The organism is Bacillus sp. LJBS17 (genome assembly GCF_019334685.1).
Classification (GTDB): domain Bacteria; phylum Bacillota; class Bacilli; order Bacillales; family Bacillaceae; genus Bacillus; species Bacillus subtilis.
In genome coordinates, this window is the sequence record NZ_CP079759.1 from 1,631,381 (window position 1) to 1,647,497 (window position 16,117).

Genomic DNA, 16,117 nt, shown 5'->3' on the forward strand with positions numbered 1-16,117 from the left:
GTTGTTAACAGCCTTAAAAACAGATACAGGAAAAATCCGCCAGCATAATGAAGATGATGCGGGGATATTCAAGGGGAAAGATGAATTTATATTAGCGGTTGTCGCTGATGGCATGGGCGGCCATCTTGCTGGAGATGTTGCGAGCAAGATGGCTGTGAAAGCCATGGGGGAGAAATGGAATGAAGCAGAGACGATTCCAACTGCGCCCTCGGAATGTGAAAAATGGCTCATTGAACAGATTCTTTCGGTAAACAGCAAAATATACGATCACGCTCAAGCCCACGAAGAATGCCAAGGCATGGGGACGACGATTGTATGTGCGCTTTTTACGGGGAAAACGGTTTCTGTTGCCCATATCGGAGACAGCAGATGCTATTTGCTTCAGGACGGTGATTTCGTTCAAGTGACAGAAGACCATTCGCTTGTAAATGAACTGGTTCGCACTGGAGAGATTTCCAGAGAAGACGCTGAACATCATCCGCGAAAAAATGTGTTGACGAAGGCGCTTGGAACAGACCAGTCAGTCAGTATTGACACCCGTTCCTTTGATATAGAACCCGGAGACAAACTGCTTCTATGTTCTGACGGACTGACGAATAAAGTGGAAGGCACTGAATTAAAAGACATCCTGCAAAGCGATTCAGCTCCTCAGGAAAAAGTAAACCTGCTTGTGGACAAAGCCAATCAGAATGGCGGAGAAGACAACATAACAGCAGTTTTGCTTGAGCTTGCTTTACAAGTTGAAGAGGGTGAAGATCAGTGCTAATCGGCAAGCGGATCAGCGGGCGTTACCAAATTCTCCGCGTTATAGGCGGCGGGGGAATGGCCAACGTCTATTTAGCTGAGGATATCATTCTAGACCGTGAAGTCGCAATTAAAATCCTGCGGTTTGACTATGCAAATGACAATGAATTTATCAGACGTTTCCGCAGAGAAGCCCAATCCGCATCAAGCCTCGATCACCCGAATATTGTCAGCATTTACGATTTGGGCGAGGAAGATGATATTTATTATATTGTCATGGAATACGTTGAAGGCATGACGCTTAAAGAATACATAACAGCAAATGGGCCGCTTCACCCTAAAGAAGCGCTGAACATCATGGAGCAAATAGTCTCAGCCATCGCTCATGCCCATCAAAACCAGATTGTTCACAGAGACATCAAGCCGCATAACATTTTGATTGATCATATGGGAAATATCAAAGTAACGGATTTTGGAATTGCGACGGCACTAAGTTCGACCACAATCACCCATACCAATTCAGTTCTGGGCTCGGTCCATTACTTATCACCTGAACAGGCCCGGGGCGGCTTAGCCACAAAAAAATCGGATATTTATGCGCTTGGAATCGTTCTATTTGAGCTTTTAACCGGCCGTATTCCGTTTGATGGAGAGTCAGCAGTCAGCATCGCCTTGAAGCATCTTCAAGCGGAAACTCCTTCGGCAAAAAGGTGGAATCCATCGGTCCCCCAAAGCGTTGAAAACATCATACTCAAGGCAACTGCCAAAGATCCTTTTCATCGCTACGAAACGGCTGAAGACATGGAAGCAGACATAAAAACAGCTTTTGATGCCGACAGACTCAATGAAAAGAAATTTACGATTCAAGAAGATGAAGAAATGACAAAAGCGATACCTATCATTAAAGATGAAGAACTTGCTAAAGCTGCTGGCGAAAAAGAAGCTGAAGTGACAACCGCACAAGAAAACAAAACAAAGAAAAACGGCAAAAGAAAAAAGTGGCCGTGGGTTTTGCTCACGATATGCCTCGTTTTTATCACAGCTGGAATTCTTGCTGTCACTGTTTTTCCGTCGCTTTTCATGCCTAAGGATGTCAAAATACCTGATGTCTCCGGAATGGAATACGAAAAAGCCGCAGGGCTCTTGGAAAAAGAAGGTTTACAGGTTGATTCCGAGGTGTTGGAAATCTCAGATGAAAAAATTGAAGAGGGCCTGATGGTAAAAACGGATCCTAAAGCGGATACCACAGTCAAAGAAGGCGCCACGGTCACCCTTTATAAGAGCACCGGAAAAGCAAAAACGGAGATCGGTGATGTGACAGGCCAAACGGTCGACCAGGCAAAAAAAGCGTTGAAGGACCAAGGGTTTAAACATGTAACAGTAAATGAAGTGAATGACGAGAAAAATGCGGGCACTGTCATTGACCAAAATCCTTCAGCAGGGACTGAGCTTGTCCCGAGTGAAGATCAAGTCAAACTTACAGTCAGTATCGGACCCGAAGACATTACGCTTAGAGACTTGAAAACCTATAGTAAAGAAGCAGCGTCTGGATATCTGGAAGACAACGGATTGAAGCTTGTAGAAAAAGAAGCATACTCAGATGATGTTCCAGAAGGACAGGTTGTCAAACAAAAACCAGCAGCAGGTACGGCAGTAAAGCCGGGAAACGAAGTTGAAGTGACATTCTCTCTCGGACCAGAGAAAAAACCTGCGAAAACAGTGAAAGAAAAGGTCAAGATCCCCTACGAACCAGAAAATGAAGGGGACGAGCTTCAAGTGCAAATCGCGGTTGACGATGCAGATCACAGCATCTCTGACACTTACGAAGAATTTAAGATAAAAGAGCCGACTGAACGAACGATCGAACTAAAGATTGAACCCGGCCAAAAAGGGTACTATCAAGTAATGGTAAACAATAAAGTTGTCAGCTACAAAACCATTGAGTATCCGAAAGATGAATAACAAGGAGGGAAAATATGCCTGAGGGCAAAATTATTAAGGCGCTAAGCGGCTTTTACTATGTACTGGATGAATCAGAGGATTCAGATAAAGTAATACAATGCAGAGGAAGAGGCATTTTCAGAAAAAACAAAATTACCCCTCTTGTCGGTGATTATGTTGTGTATCAAGCTGAAAATGACAAAGAAGGATATTTAATGGAAATTAAAGAAAGAACCAACGAGCTTATCAGGCCGCCAATTTGCAACGTTGATCAAGCGGTCCTGGTTTTCTCAGCGGTTCAGCCTTCTTTCAGCACGGCATTGCTCGACCGCTTTCTGGTTCTCGTTGAGGCCAATGATATTCAGCCGATTATATGCATTACTAAAATGGATCTGATTGAAGATCAAGATACAGAAGATACGATACAAGCCTATGCAGAAGACTATCGGAATATTGGTTATGACGTATACCTTACCTCCTCTAAGGACCAAGACAGTTTAACGGACATCATCCCGCATTTTCAGGATAAAACAACGGTATTTGCCGGTCAGTCCGGTGTTGGGAAATCCTCGCTTCTCAACGCGATCAGTCCGGAGCTCGGATTGAGAACAAACGAGATTTCCGAACATTTGGGCCGCGGGAAACACACAACCCGCCACGTGGAGCTGATTCACACGTCCGGAGGTTTGGTTGCAGATACGCCGGGATTCAGCTCGCTTGAATTTACAGACATTGAGGAAGAAGAGCTGGGCTATACCTTCCCTGATATCAGAGAAAAAAGCGCTTCATGCAAATTTAGAGGCTGTTTACATCTGAAAGAGCCGAAATGCGCGGTGAAACAAGCTGTTGAAGACGGGGAATTAAAGCAGTATCGCTATGACCATTATGTTGAATTTATGACGGAGATTAAAGACAGAAAGCCGAGGTATTAGCATAATGATAAAGGTTGCACCATCTATTCTTTCCGCTGATTTTGCCGCTTTAGGCAATGAGATTAAAGATGTAGAAAGAGGCGGAGCCGATTGTATTCATATTGATGTTATGGACGGCCATTTTGTCCCGAATATCACAATCGGTCCGCTGATTGTAGAAGCCGTCCGGCCGGTAACGGATCTGCCGCTCGATGTCCATTTAATGATAGAAGAGCCGGATCGTTATATCCCGGCTTTTGCGAAAGCAGGCGCAGATATCCTGTCTGTGCATGCTGAGGCATGTCCGCACCTGCACCGTACCATCCAGCTCATTAAAGAGCAAGGAGTGAAGGCCGGAGTAGTTCTAAACCCGCATACCCCTGTACAAGTCATCGAGCATGTTTTCGACGATCTCGATCTTGTTCTTTTAATGACGGTGAACCCGGGCTTCGGCGGGCAGAAATTTATTCATTCAGTCCTTCCTAAGATAAAAGAGGTTAAGCGAATGGCGGATGAAAAAGGAAAAAAAGATCTGTTAATTGAAGTAGACGGCGGCGTCAACAAAGAAACCGCTCCGCTCGTCATTGAAGCGGGCGCAAATTTACTCGTTGCCGGTTCAGCTGTTTATGGGCAGTCTGACCGCAAAAAAGCAATTTCTGAAATCAGAGGAAGCAAATAAGCAGCTTTAGAAAAGAGCTGGGCATACAATAGCCTAAGCTCTTTTTCCTGTATGCAGAGAAAGGAATCAGAGATGAAAACAATTAATATCGTTGCGGGAGGCCCGAAAAATCTCATTCCCGATCTAACCGGCTATACGGATGCACACACGCTTTGGATCGGTGTTGACAAAGGCACCGTCACTCTCTTAGATGCAGGGATCATACCTGTTGAAGCCTTCGGAGATTTTGACAGCATAACCGAGCAAGAACGCCGGCGAATAGAAAAAGCCGCTCCCGCCCTTCATGTGTATCAAGCAGAAAAAGATCAAACAGATTTAGACCTCGCCCTTGATTGGGCGCTGGAAAAGCAGCCGGATATTATTCAGATTTTCGGCATTACAGGCGGCAGAGCTGATCATTTTTTAGGAAACATTCAGCTTCTGTATAGAGGTGTAAAAACGAACATAAAAATTAGGCTGATAGACAAACAAAATCATATTCAAATGTTCCCTCCTGGTGAATATGATATTGAGAAGGATGAAAATAAGCGATATATCTCCTTCATACCGTTTTCCGAAGACATACATGAGCTGACCCTGACCGGTTTTAAATATCCTCTAAATAATTGTCATATTACGCTCGGTTCAACACTATGTATTAGTAACGAACTCATTCATTCACGAGGTACTTTTTCGTTTGCAAAAGGCATATTAATAATGATAAGAAGCACGGATTAAGCATGTGCTTTCATTCAATTGCTGAAAACAATGAACAAGGCGGTTACGGGACGTTATAGGAGGGGACAAAAATGAAATTTTACACCATTAAATTGCCGAAGTTTTTAGGAGGAATTGTCCGGGCGATGCTGGGCTCATTTAGAAAAGATTAAGGCCCAGGGGTTCAAAGCCCTCTTTCACCACATAAAAACGCCTGCCACATATCGGGGCAGGCGTTCATTTTGTTATACACGCTCAACTTTACCGGATTTCAAAGCTCGAGCAGATACATATACTTTTTTAGGTTTTCCGTTCACAAGGATACGAACCTTTTGAAGATTCGCGCCCCAAGTGCGCTTAGAAGCGTTCATTGCGTGAGAACGGTTATTCCCAGCTGTTGTTTTTTTACCTGTGATAACGCATTTACGTGCCATTTGTTTCCCTCCTCACTTGCACAAAACATCTACTTTTTAACATTCATATAATCTTAGATGCTTTCGATATGGATACTTTAAATAATTTACCACAGCTAAAAAACGTTTGCAACTATTGTTTCATCATCTTTCAAGAAAATTCACTTGACATCTTGCGGAAACAGCAGCGCTATAGTATATGTAGAGGTACGGCCAGCGATTATTGCCTGGTCTTTTCATAATGGAAACCATATAGTAGAATAGCTGTAACTCTATGCATTCGAAGGAGGAACTAGTGTGTCCATTGAATTAAGAACGAAGTACGGACAGATTGATATATCTAATGAAGTCATCGCGATGGTTGCAGGAGGCGCGGCGGTTGACTGTTACGGCATTGTCGGCATGGCCTCTAAAAACCAGATTAAAGACGGACTGACTGAAATCCTTCGGAAAGAGAATTTCAGCAGGGGTGTCCAAGTTCGCCAAGAAGGAGAACAGATACATATCGACATGTATATCATTGTCAGCTACGGCACGAAAATTTCTGAAGTGGCACATAATGTCCAAACAAAAGTAAAGTACACAGTAAATCAAACCATCGGACTGGCAGTGGATTCTGTCAATATTTATGTCCAAGGCGTACGAGTGACGAACCCGTAGTTAGGAGGAGTAGGATTGTCTATCAGAACATTAGACGGCAGAACCTTTGCCGAGATGATTCTTGCGGGAGCGCAGAATCTGTCTCAAAACGCCAGTGCAGTTGATGCACTGAACGTGTTTCCGGTGCCGGACGGTGATACGGGAACAAATATGAACCTGTCGATGACTTCCGGAGCAAGAGAAGTTGAACAAATGGATACGGATGATATCGGGAAGGTGGGCTCCGCGTTATCTAAAGGGCTGCTCATGGGAGCACGCGGAAATTCAGGAGTTATCCTATCCCAATTGTTCCGCGGATTTAGCAAAAACATTGAAACGAAAAAAGAAATTAATGCACTTGAGTTTGCCGCTGCGCTGCAAGCAGGTGTAGACATGGCGTATAAAGCTGTCATGAAACCTGTAGAGGGCACCATTTTAACAGTTGCAAAAGACGCTGCAAAAAAAGCAATGATCTTAGCAGAAAAAGAAACCGATATCACTGCGCTGATGACTGCAGTGACAGAAGAAGCAGAGGCGTCTTTAAACCGCACCCCTGAATTGCTACCTGTCCTAAAGGAAGTAGGAGTTGTCGATAGCGGGGGCAAAGGCCTGCTCTGTGTGTATGAAGGTTTTCTTGCTTCATTAAAAGGTGAAACTGTACCTCAGAAAGCAGTTCTTCCGTCACTTGACGACATGGTCAGCGCAGAGCATCACAAGAGCGCGCAAAGCATGATGAATACCGAAGATATTGAATTTGGATTCTGTACCGAAGTGATGGTTAGGCTTGATCAGACAAAAAGAGAGTTCGACGAAGGCACGTTCAGGCAAGACCTCAGCCAGTTCGGAGATTCTCTGCTTGTGATTGCGGATGAATCGCTGGCGAAGGTTCATATTCATGCTGAAGAGCCGGGAAACGTGTTAAACTACGCCCAGCATTACGGTGAATTGATCAAAATAAAAATAGAAAATATGAGAGAACAGCATACCTCTATCATCAGTCAAGAAAGCAAACCTGCAGACAACGAAACACCGCCGGCAAAACAGCCGTATGGCATTGTGACTGTAGCGATGGGAGAAGGAATTGCAGACCTATTTAAAAGCATTGGCGCTTCTGTTGTGATTGAAGGCGGCCAGACCATGAACCCAAGCACTGAGGATATTGTTGATGCCGTGAAGTCTGTAAATGCAGATACGGTATTTATCCTGCCGAACAACTCCAACATTATCATGGCTGCTAACCAAGCGGCCAGCGTAGTGGATGAACAGGTTTTTGTCATTCCTGCTAAAACGGTTCCGCAAGGGATGTCAGCTCTGCTGGCTTTTAACCCGGATCAAGAAGCTGAAGCGAACGAGGCCAATATGCTAAGCGCCATTCAGCAAGTAAAAAGCGGACAGGTGACGTTCTCAGTCAGAGATACTCATATTGACGGTAAAGACATTAAAAAAGGCGACTTTATGGGCATTCTGAATGGAACGATTATCGGCACTTCTGAAAATCAGCTGTCAGCCGCGAAAATGCTGCTGTCAGAAATGATCGGAGAAGATGATGAAATCGTGACCATTCTATATGGTGAGGATGCGTCTCAGGAAGAAGCTGAGCAGCTTGAAGCGTTTCTCAGTGAAAAGTACGAGGAGATTGAGGTTGAGATCCACAATGGGAAACAGCCTCTGTATTCGTATATAGTTTCAGCAGAATAGAAGGGCAATTTGCCCTTCTATTCTTATGTCTGCTTTTAAGTGCGGCAGCGCTGTAACGCGCCCGCTTGCCATTTTATATCTGATCAATTAGTCTAGAAGCAAAGCGCTAATAAGCTCTGGTTCATAAGGAGGAATAGCATGAAATACAGAAGCGTTTTTGATATTATCGGCCCGGTTATGATCGGTCCGTCCAGCTCTCATACTGCGGGAGCTGCTAGAATCGGGAGAGTGGCCAGAAGTTTATTTGGCAGAGAGCCTGAGCGCATCATTGTATCTTTTTACGGCTCGTTTGCGGAAACGTATAAGGGCCACGGCACAGATGTCGCGATTATCGGCGGATTGCTAGATTTTGATACATTCGATGAACGGATTAAAACCGCTATACAAATTGCAGAAGCTAAAGGAATTGATATAGAGTTTCGGGTAGAAGATGCAGTCCCGGTCCATCCGAACACAGCAAAAATCACCATTTCTGATGAAAAGGGTGAGCTGGAACTGACGGGTATTTCGATTGGCGGAGGAAAGATTGAAATCACAGAATTGAATGGTTTTGAGCTCCGGCTGTCAGGAAATCATCCGGCCATATTAGTTGTTCATAATGACAAGTTTGGCACAATTGCCGGTGTTGCCAATGTTCTGGCGAAATTTTCAATTAACGTAGGACATATGGAAGTAGCCCGGAAAGATATCGGCCAGCTTGCGCTGATGACAATAGAGGTCGATCAAAATATTGACGACCACATTCTCGACGAGCTGTCGAAGCTGCCGAATATTATTCAAGTGACAAAGATTGCTGACTAGCGAAAAGGGTCAGGAGGAGCCAGTTATGTTTCGTAATGTAAAAGAATTAATTGAGATTACTAAAGAAAAACAAATATTGATCTCTGATGTGATGATAGCTCAAGAGATGGAAGTAACAGAAAAAACAAAAGAGGACATTTTTCAGCAGATGGATCATAACCTGTCTGTTATGGAAGCGGCGGTTCAGAAAGGACTCGAGGGAGTTACGAGCCAAACGGGCTTAACAGGCGGAGATGCCGTTAAATTGCAGGCCTATATTCGATCAGGAAAAAGCCTGTCTGGCCCGCTGATTTTAGATGCTGTATCGAAAGCCGTTGCAACAAATGAAGTAAATGCAGCCATGGGAACCATCTGTGCGACACCGACTGCAGGTTCTGCCGGTGTGGTGCCCGGTACGTTATTTGCTGTAAAAGAAAAGCTGAATCCAACAAGAGAACAAATGATCCGCTTTTTGTTTACAGCCGGGGCTTTCGGATTTGTCGTGGCTAATAACGCAAGCATTTCCGGCGCCGCCGGAGGATGTCAGGCAGAGGTTGGATCAGCTTCAGGCATGGCGGCTGCGGCCATTGTTGAAATGGCAGGAGGAACACCCGAACAAAGCGCGGAAGCCATGGCCATTACATTAAAAAATATGCTAGGCCTCGTGTGCGACCCTGTTGCAGGGCTTGTTGAGGTGCCTTGCGTGAAACGGAATGCGATGGGCGCGTCAAATGCGATGATTGCCGCTGATATGGCATTGGCGGGCATTACAAGCCGTATTCCATGTGATGAGGTTATCGATGCCATGTATAAAATAGGCCAAACTATGCCAACTGCACTTAGAGAAACAGGCCAGGGCGGTTTAGCGGCAACACCGACAGGAAGAGAATTAGAGAAAAAAATTTTCGGAGGAGCGCTAGGTTCACGTGATACAACATCAGCAAACTAGTATAGCTAACATTAAGGGTATTGGGCCGGAAACAGAAAAAACATTGAATGAACTCGGTATTTATGACATTTCTGATCTTCTGAATTATTTCCCTTATCGTTATGATGACTACGAGCTGAGGGATTTAGAAGAAGTAAAGCATGATGAAAGAGTCACAGTCGAAGGGAAGGTTCATTCAGAGCCTTCTCTTACCTATTACGGAAAAAAACGAAACAGGCTGACATTCAGGCTTCTGGTCGGCCACTATTTAATTACAGCCGTATGTTTTAACCGGCCTTATTTGAAGAAGCAGCTTTCGCTCGGCTCTGTGGTGACGGTCTCAGGTAAATGGGACAAGCACCGCCAAACCATCTCTGTTCAGGAGTTGAAAAACGGGCCGCATCAAGAAGATCAAAGCATTGAACCAGTGTATTCTGTGAAAGAAAATGTTACCGTCAAAATGATGAGGCGCTTTATTCAGCAGGCGCTGACCCAATATGCAGACTCACTTCCTGATCCTCTTCCGGAAAAGCTAAGAAAAAGCTATAAACTGCCTGACTATTATCAAGCGTTAAAAGCAATGCACCAGCCTGAAACAAGGGAAGCATTAAAGCTTGCCAGACGGCGGTTTGTTTATGAAGAATTTTTGTTGTTTCAGTTGAAAATGCAGGCGTTCCGAAAGGCGGAAAGAGAGCAGACACAAGGGATACGGCAGCGTTTTTCAAACGAAGAACTCATGAGATTTATCAAAAGCCTCCCGTTTCCCCTCACAAACGCCCAGTCACGCGTTCTTCGCGAAATAACAGCAGACATGTCTTCTCCATACAGAATGAACCGTCTTCTTCAAGGGGACGTTGGATCAGGAAAAACGGCAGTCGCCGCCATTGCACTGTATGCCGCGATCCTATCCGGATACCAAGGAGCGCTCATGGTGCCGACAGAAATTCTGGCCGAGCAGCATGCTGATTCGCTCGTTTCGCTATTTGAAAAATGGGACGTCAGCGTTGCTCTTTTGACAAGCTCTGTTAAAGGAAAGCGGCGAAAAGAACTGCTTGAGCGTCTTGCGGCGGGTGAGATTGATATTCTTGTAGGAACCCACGCTTTAATCCAAGACGAGGTGGAGTTTAAGGCGCTGAGTCTCGTTATTACTGATGAACAGCACAGATTTGGAGTTGAGCAGCGCAAAAAGCTTCGGAACAAAGGGCAGGATCCCGATGTTCTCTTTATGACAGCCACTCCAATCCCAAGAACGTTAGCGATCACAGTGTTCGGTGAAATGGATGTATCTGTCATCGATGAGATGCCGGCTGGACGAAAGAGAATCGAAACCTATTGGGTAAAACATGACATGCTGGATCGTATATTGGCATTTGTCGAAAAAGAATTAAAGCAAGGCAGGCAGGCTTATATCATCTGTCCGCTGATTGAAGAATCAGACAAGCTTGATGTGCAAAACGCCATTGACGTGTACAATATGCTTTCTGATATTTTTCGGGGAAAATGGAATGTCGGCCTTATGCATGGAAAGCTGCATTCCGATGAAAAAGACCAGGTCATGAGAGAATTCAGCGCAAATCACTGTCAAATTCTCGTATCAACCACTGTTGTGGAGGTTGGCGTGAATGTTCCGAATGCAACGATTATGGTGATTTATGACGCCGACCGTTTCGGGCTATCACAGCTTCACCAGCTGCGCGGCCGTGTTGGACGGGGTGAGCATCAATCTTTCTGTATTCTGATGGCTGATCCAAAATCAGAAACAGGGAAAGAACGGATGAGGATCATGTCGGAGACCAATGACGGTTTCGAGCTGTCTGAAAAGGATCTGGAACTGAGAGGTCCCGGTGATTTCTTCGGGAAAAAACAAAGCGGAATGCCGGAATTTAAAGTGGCGGACATGGTTCATGATTACAGAGCGCTTGAAACGGCAAGGCAGGATGCTGCGAATCTTGTGGCTTCTGACGCGTTCTGGAAGGAGCCGGAATACGCTGTGTTAAGAGATGAATTGCTGAAGAGCGGAGTAATGGACGGGGAAAAATTAAGCTGAGTATCAGAAGTTTTTGGTGTTCAGCCAGAAACAATCGTTGCATTCCAATCTATGAAATTATATACTACTATTAGTACCTAGTCTTAATTGTCCGGATGGTGTTTAGATATGAGAAGAAATAAGAGAGAACGCCAGGAATTACTTCAGCAGACGATTCAAGCAACCCCCTTTATTACAGATGAAGAATTAGCGGGTAAATTCGGGGTGAGCATCCAGACGATACGTTTGGACCGCTTAGAGCTTTCCATACCTGAACTGAGAGAAAGAATTAAGAACGTGGCAGAGAAAACACTTGAGGACGAAGTGAAGTCCCTGTCACTTGATGAAGTTATCGGAGAAATTATTGACCTTGAGCTGGATGATCAGGCGATATCCATTTTAGAAATAAAACAGGAGCACGTGTTCAGCCGGAATCAGATTGCGAGAGGACACCATTTATTTGCACAGGCGAATTCTTTGGCCGTTGCAGTCATTGATGACGAGCTGGCGCTGACTGCAAGTGCAGACATCCGCTTTACAAGACAGGTAAAGCAGGGTGAACGTGTCGTAGCAAAAGCGAAAGTGACGGCTGTCGAAAAAGAAAAAGGTAGAACGGTTGTCGAAGTGAACAGCTACGTTGGCGAAGAAATTGTTTTTTCTGGACGCTTTGACATGTATCGTTCAAAACATTCATAAAGGTGGAGCATGCATGAGAATAGCTGTAGATGCAATGGGAGGAGACCACGCTCCCAAAGCTGTTATTGACGGAGTTATAAAAGGTATAGAGGCATATGATGATCTCCATATCACACTTGTCGGTGACAAAACAACGATAGAATCACATTTAACAACTACATCAGATCGCATCACGGTGCTGCACGCAGATGAAGTGATTGAGCCTACGGATGAACCGGTCCGTGCCGTGCGAAGAAAAAAGAACTCATCTATGGTTCTTATGGCGCAGGAGGTTTCGGAAAACAGAGCTGACGCCTGCATTTCAGCAGGAAATACCGGTGCATTAATGACAGCCGGTCTCTTTATTGTCGGAAGAATTAAAGGAATTGACCGTCCGGCGCTTGCCCCGACACTTCCGACTGTTTCGGGAGACGGATTTCTTCTCCTTGATGTCGGCGCCAATGTCGATGCAAAACCGGAGCACCTCGTTCAATATGCCATCATGGGTTCTGTTTATTCTCAGCAAGTGCGCGGTGTCACTTCACCGAGAGTCGGACTTTTAAATGTCGGAACAGAAGATAAAAAAGGAAACGAACTGACGAAGCAGACGTTTCAAATTTTAAAAGAAACAGCAAACATCAATTTTATCGGAAACGTGGAAGCGCGAGACCTTTTAGATGATGTGGCGGACGTTGTAGTAACAGACGGCTTTACCGGGAATGTTACACTCAAAACGCTGGAAGGCTCTGCGTTGTCTATTTTTAAAATGATGAGAGACGTAATGACGTCTACTTTGACATCCAAGCTTGCAGCAGCTGTGCTGAAGCCAAAATTGAAAGAAATGAAAATGAAAATGGAGTATTCGAATTATGGCGGAGCAAGTCTTTTTGGCTTAAAAGCGCCTGTGATCAAGGCGCACGGCTCTTCAGATTCAAATGCTGTATTCCATGCGATTCGGCAAGCAAGAGAGATGGTCAGCCAAAATGTGGCTGCGCTCATTCAGGAAGAAGTGAAAGAAGAAAAAACAGATGAGTAGTCTGGAGGTTTTTACATCATGAGTAAGATTGCATTTTTATTCCCGGGTCAGGGATCACAATTTATCGGCATGGGAAAAGAGCTTTATGAGCAGGTGCCTGCTGCAAAGCGTCTGTTTGATAAAGCTGATGAAACGTTGGAAACAAAACTCAGCTCGCTTATTTTTGAGGGGGCTGCTGAAGAATTAACACTTACATACAATGCGCAGCCTGCTTTGCTTACGACAAGCATCGCTGTTCTTGAGAAATTTAAAGAATCTGGCATTACACCTGATTTCACAGCAGGACACAGCCTTGGTGAATATTCTGCACTGGTTGCGGCTGGCGCTCTGTCTTTCAAAGATGCTGTTTATACCGTCAGAAAACGCGGAGAGTTTATGAATGAAGCGGTGCCGGCTGGCGAAGGAGCAATGGCTGCGATTCTCGGCATGGATGCTGAAGCATTAAAGCAAGTAACCGATAAAGTCACAGAGGAAGGCAACCTTGTACAGCTTGCGAATCTCAACTGTCCTGGCCAAATCGTCATTTCCGGAACAGCTAAAGGGGTTGAGCTTGCATCTGAACTGGCAAAAGAGAACGGAGCAAAACGCGCAATTCCGCTTGAAGTAAGCGGTCCGTTCCATTCCGAACTGATGAAACCGGCTGCTGAAAAGCTGAAAGAGGTATTGGACGCCTGTGACATAAAAGACGCTGACGTTCCGGTCATCTCAAATGTTTCTGCTGACGTGATGACTGAAAAAGCAGATATCAAAGAAAAACTTATTGAGCAGCTTTACTCTCCGGTTCGTTTTGAGGAAAGCATTAACAAGCTGATCGCAGAGGGTGTTACGACTTTTATTGAAATCGGTCCCGGAAAAGTGCTTTCAGGCCTTGTGAAAAAAGTAAATAGACGGTTAAAAACAATTGCTGTATCAGATCCGGAAACGATCGAGCTGGCAATTCAAACGCTTAAGGAGGAGAATGATAATGCTTAATGATAAAACGGCTATTGTCACGGGCGCATCCCGCGGAATCGGCCGCTCAATCGCCCTTGATCTGGCAAAAAGCGGCGCCAATGTTGTCGTGAACTACTCCGGCAATGAAGCGAAAGCAAATGAAGTGGTAGATGAAATCAAATCAATGGGCAGAAACGCAATTGCTGTCAAAGCGGATGTATCAAATCCCGAAGATGTACAAAACATGATAAAAGAAACGCTATCAGTTTTTTCTACGATTGACATTCTGGTTAATAATGCCGGGATTACAAGAGACAATCTCATCATGAGAATGAAAGAAGACGAATGGGATGACGTTATTAACATTAACCTGAAGGGTGTTTTCAACTGCACAAAAGCTGTTACAAGACAAATGATGAAACAGCGTTCAGGCCGCATTATTAACGTATCGTCTATCGTCGGCGTCAGCGGAAATCCTGGACAGGCCAACTACGTGGCTGCAAAAGCCGGCGTCATCGGTTTAACCAAGTCTTCTGCTAAAGAGCTCGCCAGCCGAAATATTACGGTAAACGCAATAGCGCCAGGATTTATCTCAACTGATATGACAGATAAACTTGCAAAAGACGTTCAAGACGAAATGCTGAAACAAATTCCGCTCGCGCGCTTTGGTGAACCTAGCGATGTCAGCAGTGTTGTCACGTTCCTAGCTTCAGAGGGAGCCCGTTATATGACAGGCCAAACGCTTCATATTGACGGCGGAATGGTGATGTAAGTTTTTTCTCGAAAATTTCATCATAGTTTCTCTAGTTTTTTAAAAACGAATCCACTATAATACTTGAGGGGAGGTGAATTGCTATGGCAGACACATTAGAGCGTGTAACGAAAATCATCGTAGATCGCCTTGGCGTTGATGAAGCAGACGTCAAACTTGAAGCTTCTTTCAAGGAAGACTTAGGTGCTGATTCCCTAGATGTAGTTGAGCTTGTTATGGAACTTGAAGACGAGTTTGATATGGAGATTTCTGACGAAGATGCTGAAAAGATTGCAACAGTCGGCGACGCTGTGAACTACATACAAAACCAGCAATAAGCTGATGCTAAAAGTCCCGCCGAAACGCGGGGCTTTAGCCCTTTATTCGTGCAGTTATTACAGCATGCCGCTTTTACGCGCGCTGTATCCGGTTTAGTCAGAGAAGCGCGGTGAACCTGATGTGCCTATGGAGGTTACTATGTCAAAACACTCACATTATAAAGATAAAAAAAAGTTCTATAAAAAAGTAGAACAATTTAAAGAGTTTCAAGAACGGATTTCGGTTCACTTTCAAAATGAAAAGCTTTTGTATCAAGCATTTACACATTCATCTTATGTGAATGAGCATCGGAAAAAGCCGTATGAAGATAATGAAAGGCTTGAATTTTTAGGTGACGCTGTTTTGGAACTGACGATCTCCAGATTCTTATTTGCCAAATACCCGGCTATGAGTGAAGGAGATTTGACGAAATTGAGAGCCGCAATTGTTTGCGAACCGTCTCTCGTTTCATTGGCTCACGAGCTGTCATTCGGCGATCTTGTCCTGTTGGGTAAAGGCGAGGAAATGACAGGCGGAAGAAAGCGTCCTGCTCTATTGGCGGATGTTTTTGAGGCATTTATCGGAGCCTTGTACCTTGACCAAGGATTAGAGCCGGTCGAAAGTTTCTTAAAAGTTTATGTGTTCCCTAAAATTAACGATGGTGCTTTTTCTCATGTGATGGATTTCAAAAGCCAGCTGCAGGAATACGTGCAGCGGGACGGCAAAGGCTCTCTGGAGTATAAAATCTCTAACGAAAAAGGACCTGCGCACAACCGTGAATTTGAAGCCATCGTATCTCTAAAAGGTGAACCACTCGGAGTCGGAAACGGCCGTTCAAAGAAAGAAGCCGAACAGCACGCTGCTCAGGAAGCTTTAGCTAAATTGCAAAAACACCATACGAAACAATAAAATCCCCCTTATGACTCAGGGGGATTTCAGTATGTATGCC

The 16,117-nt window shown here is 44.7% G+C and carries 18 protein-coding genes; 17 read left to right on the forward strand and 1 reads right to left on the reverse strand.

Going from position 1 to position 16,117, the window contains the following annotated elements; genetic code table 11:
- The first annotated feature begins 1 nt into the window (after position 1).
- From prpC to spoVM, 6 genes are all read left to right on the forward strand, one after another.
- Positions 2 to 766 carry a protein-serine/threonine phosphatase PrpC gene (gene prpC / locus KXZ66_RS08440; protein ID WP_041850843.1) on the forward strand — a complete coding sequence of 255 codons (765 nt, stop codon included), beginning with the start codon at positions 2 to 4 and terminating at the stop codon, positions 764 to 766.
- A complete protein-coding gene (gene prkC / locus KXZ66_RS08445) occupies positions 760 to 2,706 on the forward strand; it encodes a serine/threonine protein kinase PrkC (protein WP_041850842.1) in 1,947 nt (648 codons plus the stop codon). The genes prpC and prkC overlap by 7 nt, the downstream gene beginning before the upstream one ends.
- A gap of 14 nt (positions 2,707 to 2,720) precedes the next feature.
- The gene (gene rsgA / locus KXZ66_RS08450) at positions 2,721 to 3,617 is read left to right on the forward strand and encodes a ribosome small subunit-dependent GTPase A (protein ID WP_038828213.1); all 897 of its coding nucleotides are present in this window, start codon (positions 2,721 to 2,723) and stop codon (positions 3,615 to 3,617) included.
- Positions 3,618 to 3,621: 4 nt separating this feature from the next.
- The gene (gene rpe, locus KXZ66_RS08455) at positions 3,622 to 4,275 is read left to right on the forward strand and encodes a ribulose-phosphate 3-epimerase (protein ID WP_014476784.1); all 654 of its coding nucleotides are present in this window, start codon (positions 3,622 to 3,624) and stop codon (positions 4,273 to 4,275) included.
- A 72-nt stretch (positions 4,276 to 4,347) separates the two neighbouring features.
- Positions 4,348 to 4,992, forward strand: coding sequence for a thiamine diphosphokinase (locus KXZ66_RS08460; RefSeq protein ID WP_038828214.1), 645 nt, complete (start codon positions 4,348 to 4,350; stop codon positions 4,990 to 4,992).
- 71 nt (positions 4,993 to 5,063) lie between these two features.
- On the forward strand, positions 5,064 to 5,144 hold the full coding sequence (gene spoVM / locus KXZ66_RS08465; protein ID WP_003221545.1) for a stage V sporulation protein SpoVM: 81 nt from the start codon (positions 5,064 to 5,066) through the stop codon (positions 5,142 to 5,144).
- Between the two features lie 72 nt (positions 5,145 to 5,216).
- Here spoVM and rpmB read toward each other — a convergent pair whose 3' ends face one another.
- Positions 5,217 to 5,405 (reverse strand): 50S ribosomal protein L28, encoded by a 189-nt coding sequence (gene rpmB / locus KXZ66_RS08470; protein ID WP_003221548.1) that lies wholly within the window; start codon positions 5,403 to 5,405, stop codon positions 5,217 to 5,219.
- Positions 5,406 to 5,681: 276 nt separating this feature from the next.
- Here rpmB and KXZ66_RS08475 point away from each other — a divergent pair, with 276 nt between their 5' ends.
- The 11 genes from KXZ66_RS08475 to rncS all read left to right on the forward strand — a co-directional run bounded on the left by KXZ66_RS08475 (position 5,682) and on the right by rncS (position 16,077).
- Positions 5,682 to 6,044 (forward strand): Asp23/Gls24 family envelope stress response protein, encoded by a 363-nt coding sequence (locus KXZ66_RS08475; RefSeq protein ID WP_003232054.1) that lies wholly within the window; start codon positions 5,682 to 5,684, stop codon positions 6,042 to 6,044.
- A 15-nt stretch (positions 6,045 to 6,059) separates the two neighbouring features.
- Complete coding sequence (locus tag KXZ66_RS08480) at positions 6,060 to 7,721, forward strand: DAK2 domain-containing protein (protein ID WP_003245033.1); 1,662 nt, start codon at positions 6,060 to 6,062, stop codon at positions 7,719 to 7,721.
- Between the two features lie 138 nt (positions 7,722 to 7,859).
- Complete coding sequence (gene sdaAB, locus KXZ66_RS08485; protein ID WP_003232050.1) at positions 7,860 to 8,522, forward strand: L-serine ammonia-lyase, iron-sulfur-dependent subunit beta; 663 nt, start codon at positions 7,860 to 7,862, stop codon at positions 8,520 to 8,522.
- A 25-nt stretch (positions 8,523 to 8,547) separates the two neighbouring features.
- The gene (sdaAA, locus tag KXZ66_RS08490) at positions 8,548 to 9,450 is read left to right on the forward strand and encodes an L-serine ammonia-lyase, iron-sulfur-dependent, subunit alpha (RefSeq protein WP_032725684.1); all 903 of its coding nucleotides are present in this window, start codon (positions 8,548 to 8,550) and stop codon (positions 9,448 to 9,450) included.
- Positions 9,428 to 11,476, forward strand: a complete 2,049-nt coding sequence (gene recG, locus KXZ66_RS08495) for an ATP-dependent DNA helicase RecG (protein WP_032725686.1) — start codon at positions 9,428 to 9,430, stop codon at positions 11,474 to 11,476. Before sdaAA ends, recG begins: the two co-directional genes overlap by 23 nt.
- 108 nt (positions 11,477 to 11,584) lie before the next feature.
- Entirely contained in the window at positions 11,585 to 12,151 is a 567-nt protein-coding gene (fapR, locus tag KXZ66_RS08500) for a transcription factor FapR (RefSeq protein WP_003232044.1), read from the forward strand.
- Between the two features lie 13 nt (positions 12,152 to 12,164).
- Positions 12,165 to 13,166, forward strand: a complete 1,002-nt coding sequence (gene plsX / locus KXZ66_RS08505) for a phosphate acyltransferase PlsX (protein WP_038828221.1) — start codon at positions 12,165 to 12,167, stop codon at positions 13,164 to 13,166.
- 18 nt (positions 13,167 to 13,184) lie between these two features.
- A complete protein-coding gene (gene fabD, locus KXZ66_RS08510; RefSeq protein WP_049139986.1) occupies positions 13,185 to 14,138 on the forward strand; it encodes an ACP S-malonyltransferase in 954 nt (317 codons plus the stop codon).
- Positions 14,131 to 14,871 carry a 3-oxoacyl-[acyl-carrier-protein] reductase gene (gene fabG, locus KXZ66_RS08515; protein WP_014476789.1) on the forward strand — a complete coding sequence of 247 codons (741 nt, stop codon included), beginning with the start codon at positions 14,131 to 14,133 and terminating at the stop codon, positions 14,869 to 14,871. The genes fabD and fabG overlap by 8 nt, the downstream gene beginning before the upstream one ends.
- An 83-nt stretch (positions 14,872 to 14,954) precedes the next feature.
- Entirely contained in the window at positions 14,955 to 15,188 is a 234-nt protein-coding gene (gene acpP, locus KXZ66_RS08520) for an acyl carrier protein (protein WP_003154310.1), read from the forward strand.
- A 139-nt stretch (positions 15,189 to 15,327) separates the two neighbouring features.
- Entirely contained in the window at positions 15,328 to 16,077 is a 750-nt protein-coding gene (gene rncS / locus KXZ66_RS08525) for a ribonuclease III (protein ID WP_003232030.1), read from the forward strand.
- Positions 16,078 to 16,117 lie beyond the last annotated feature (40 nt).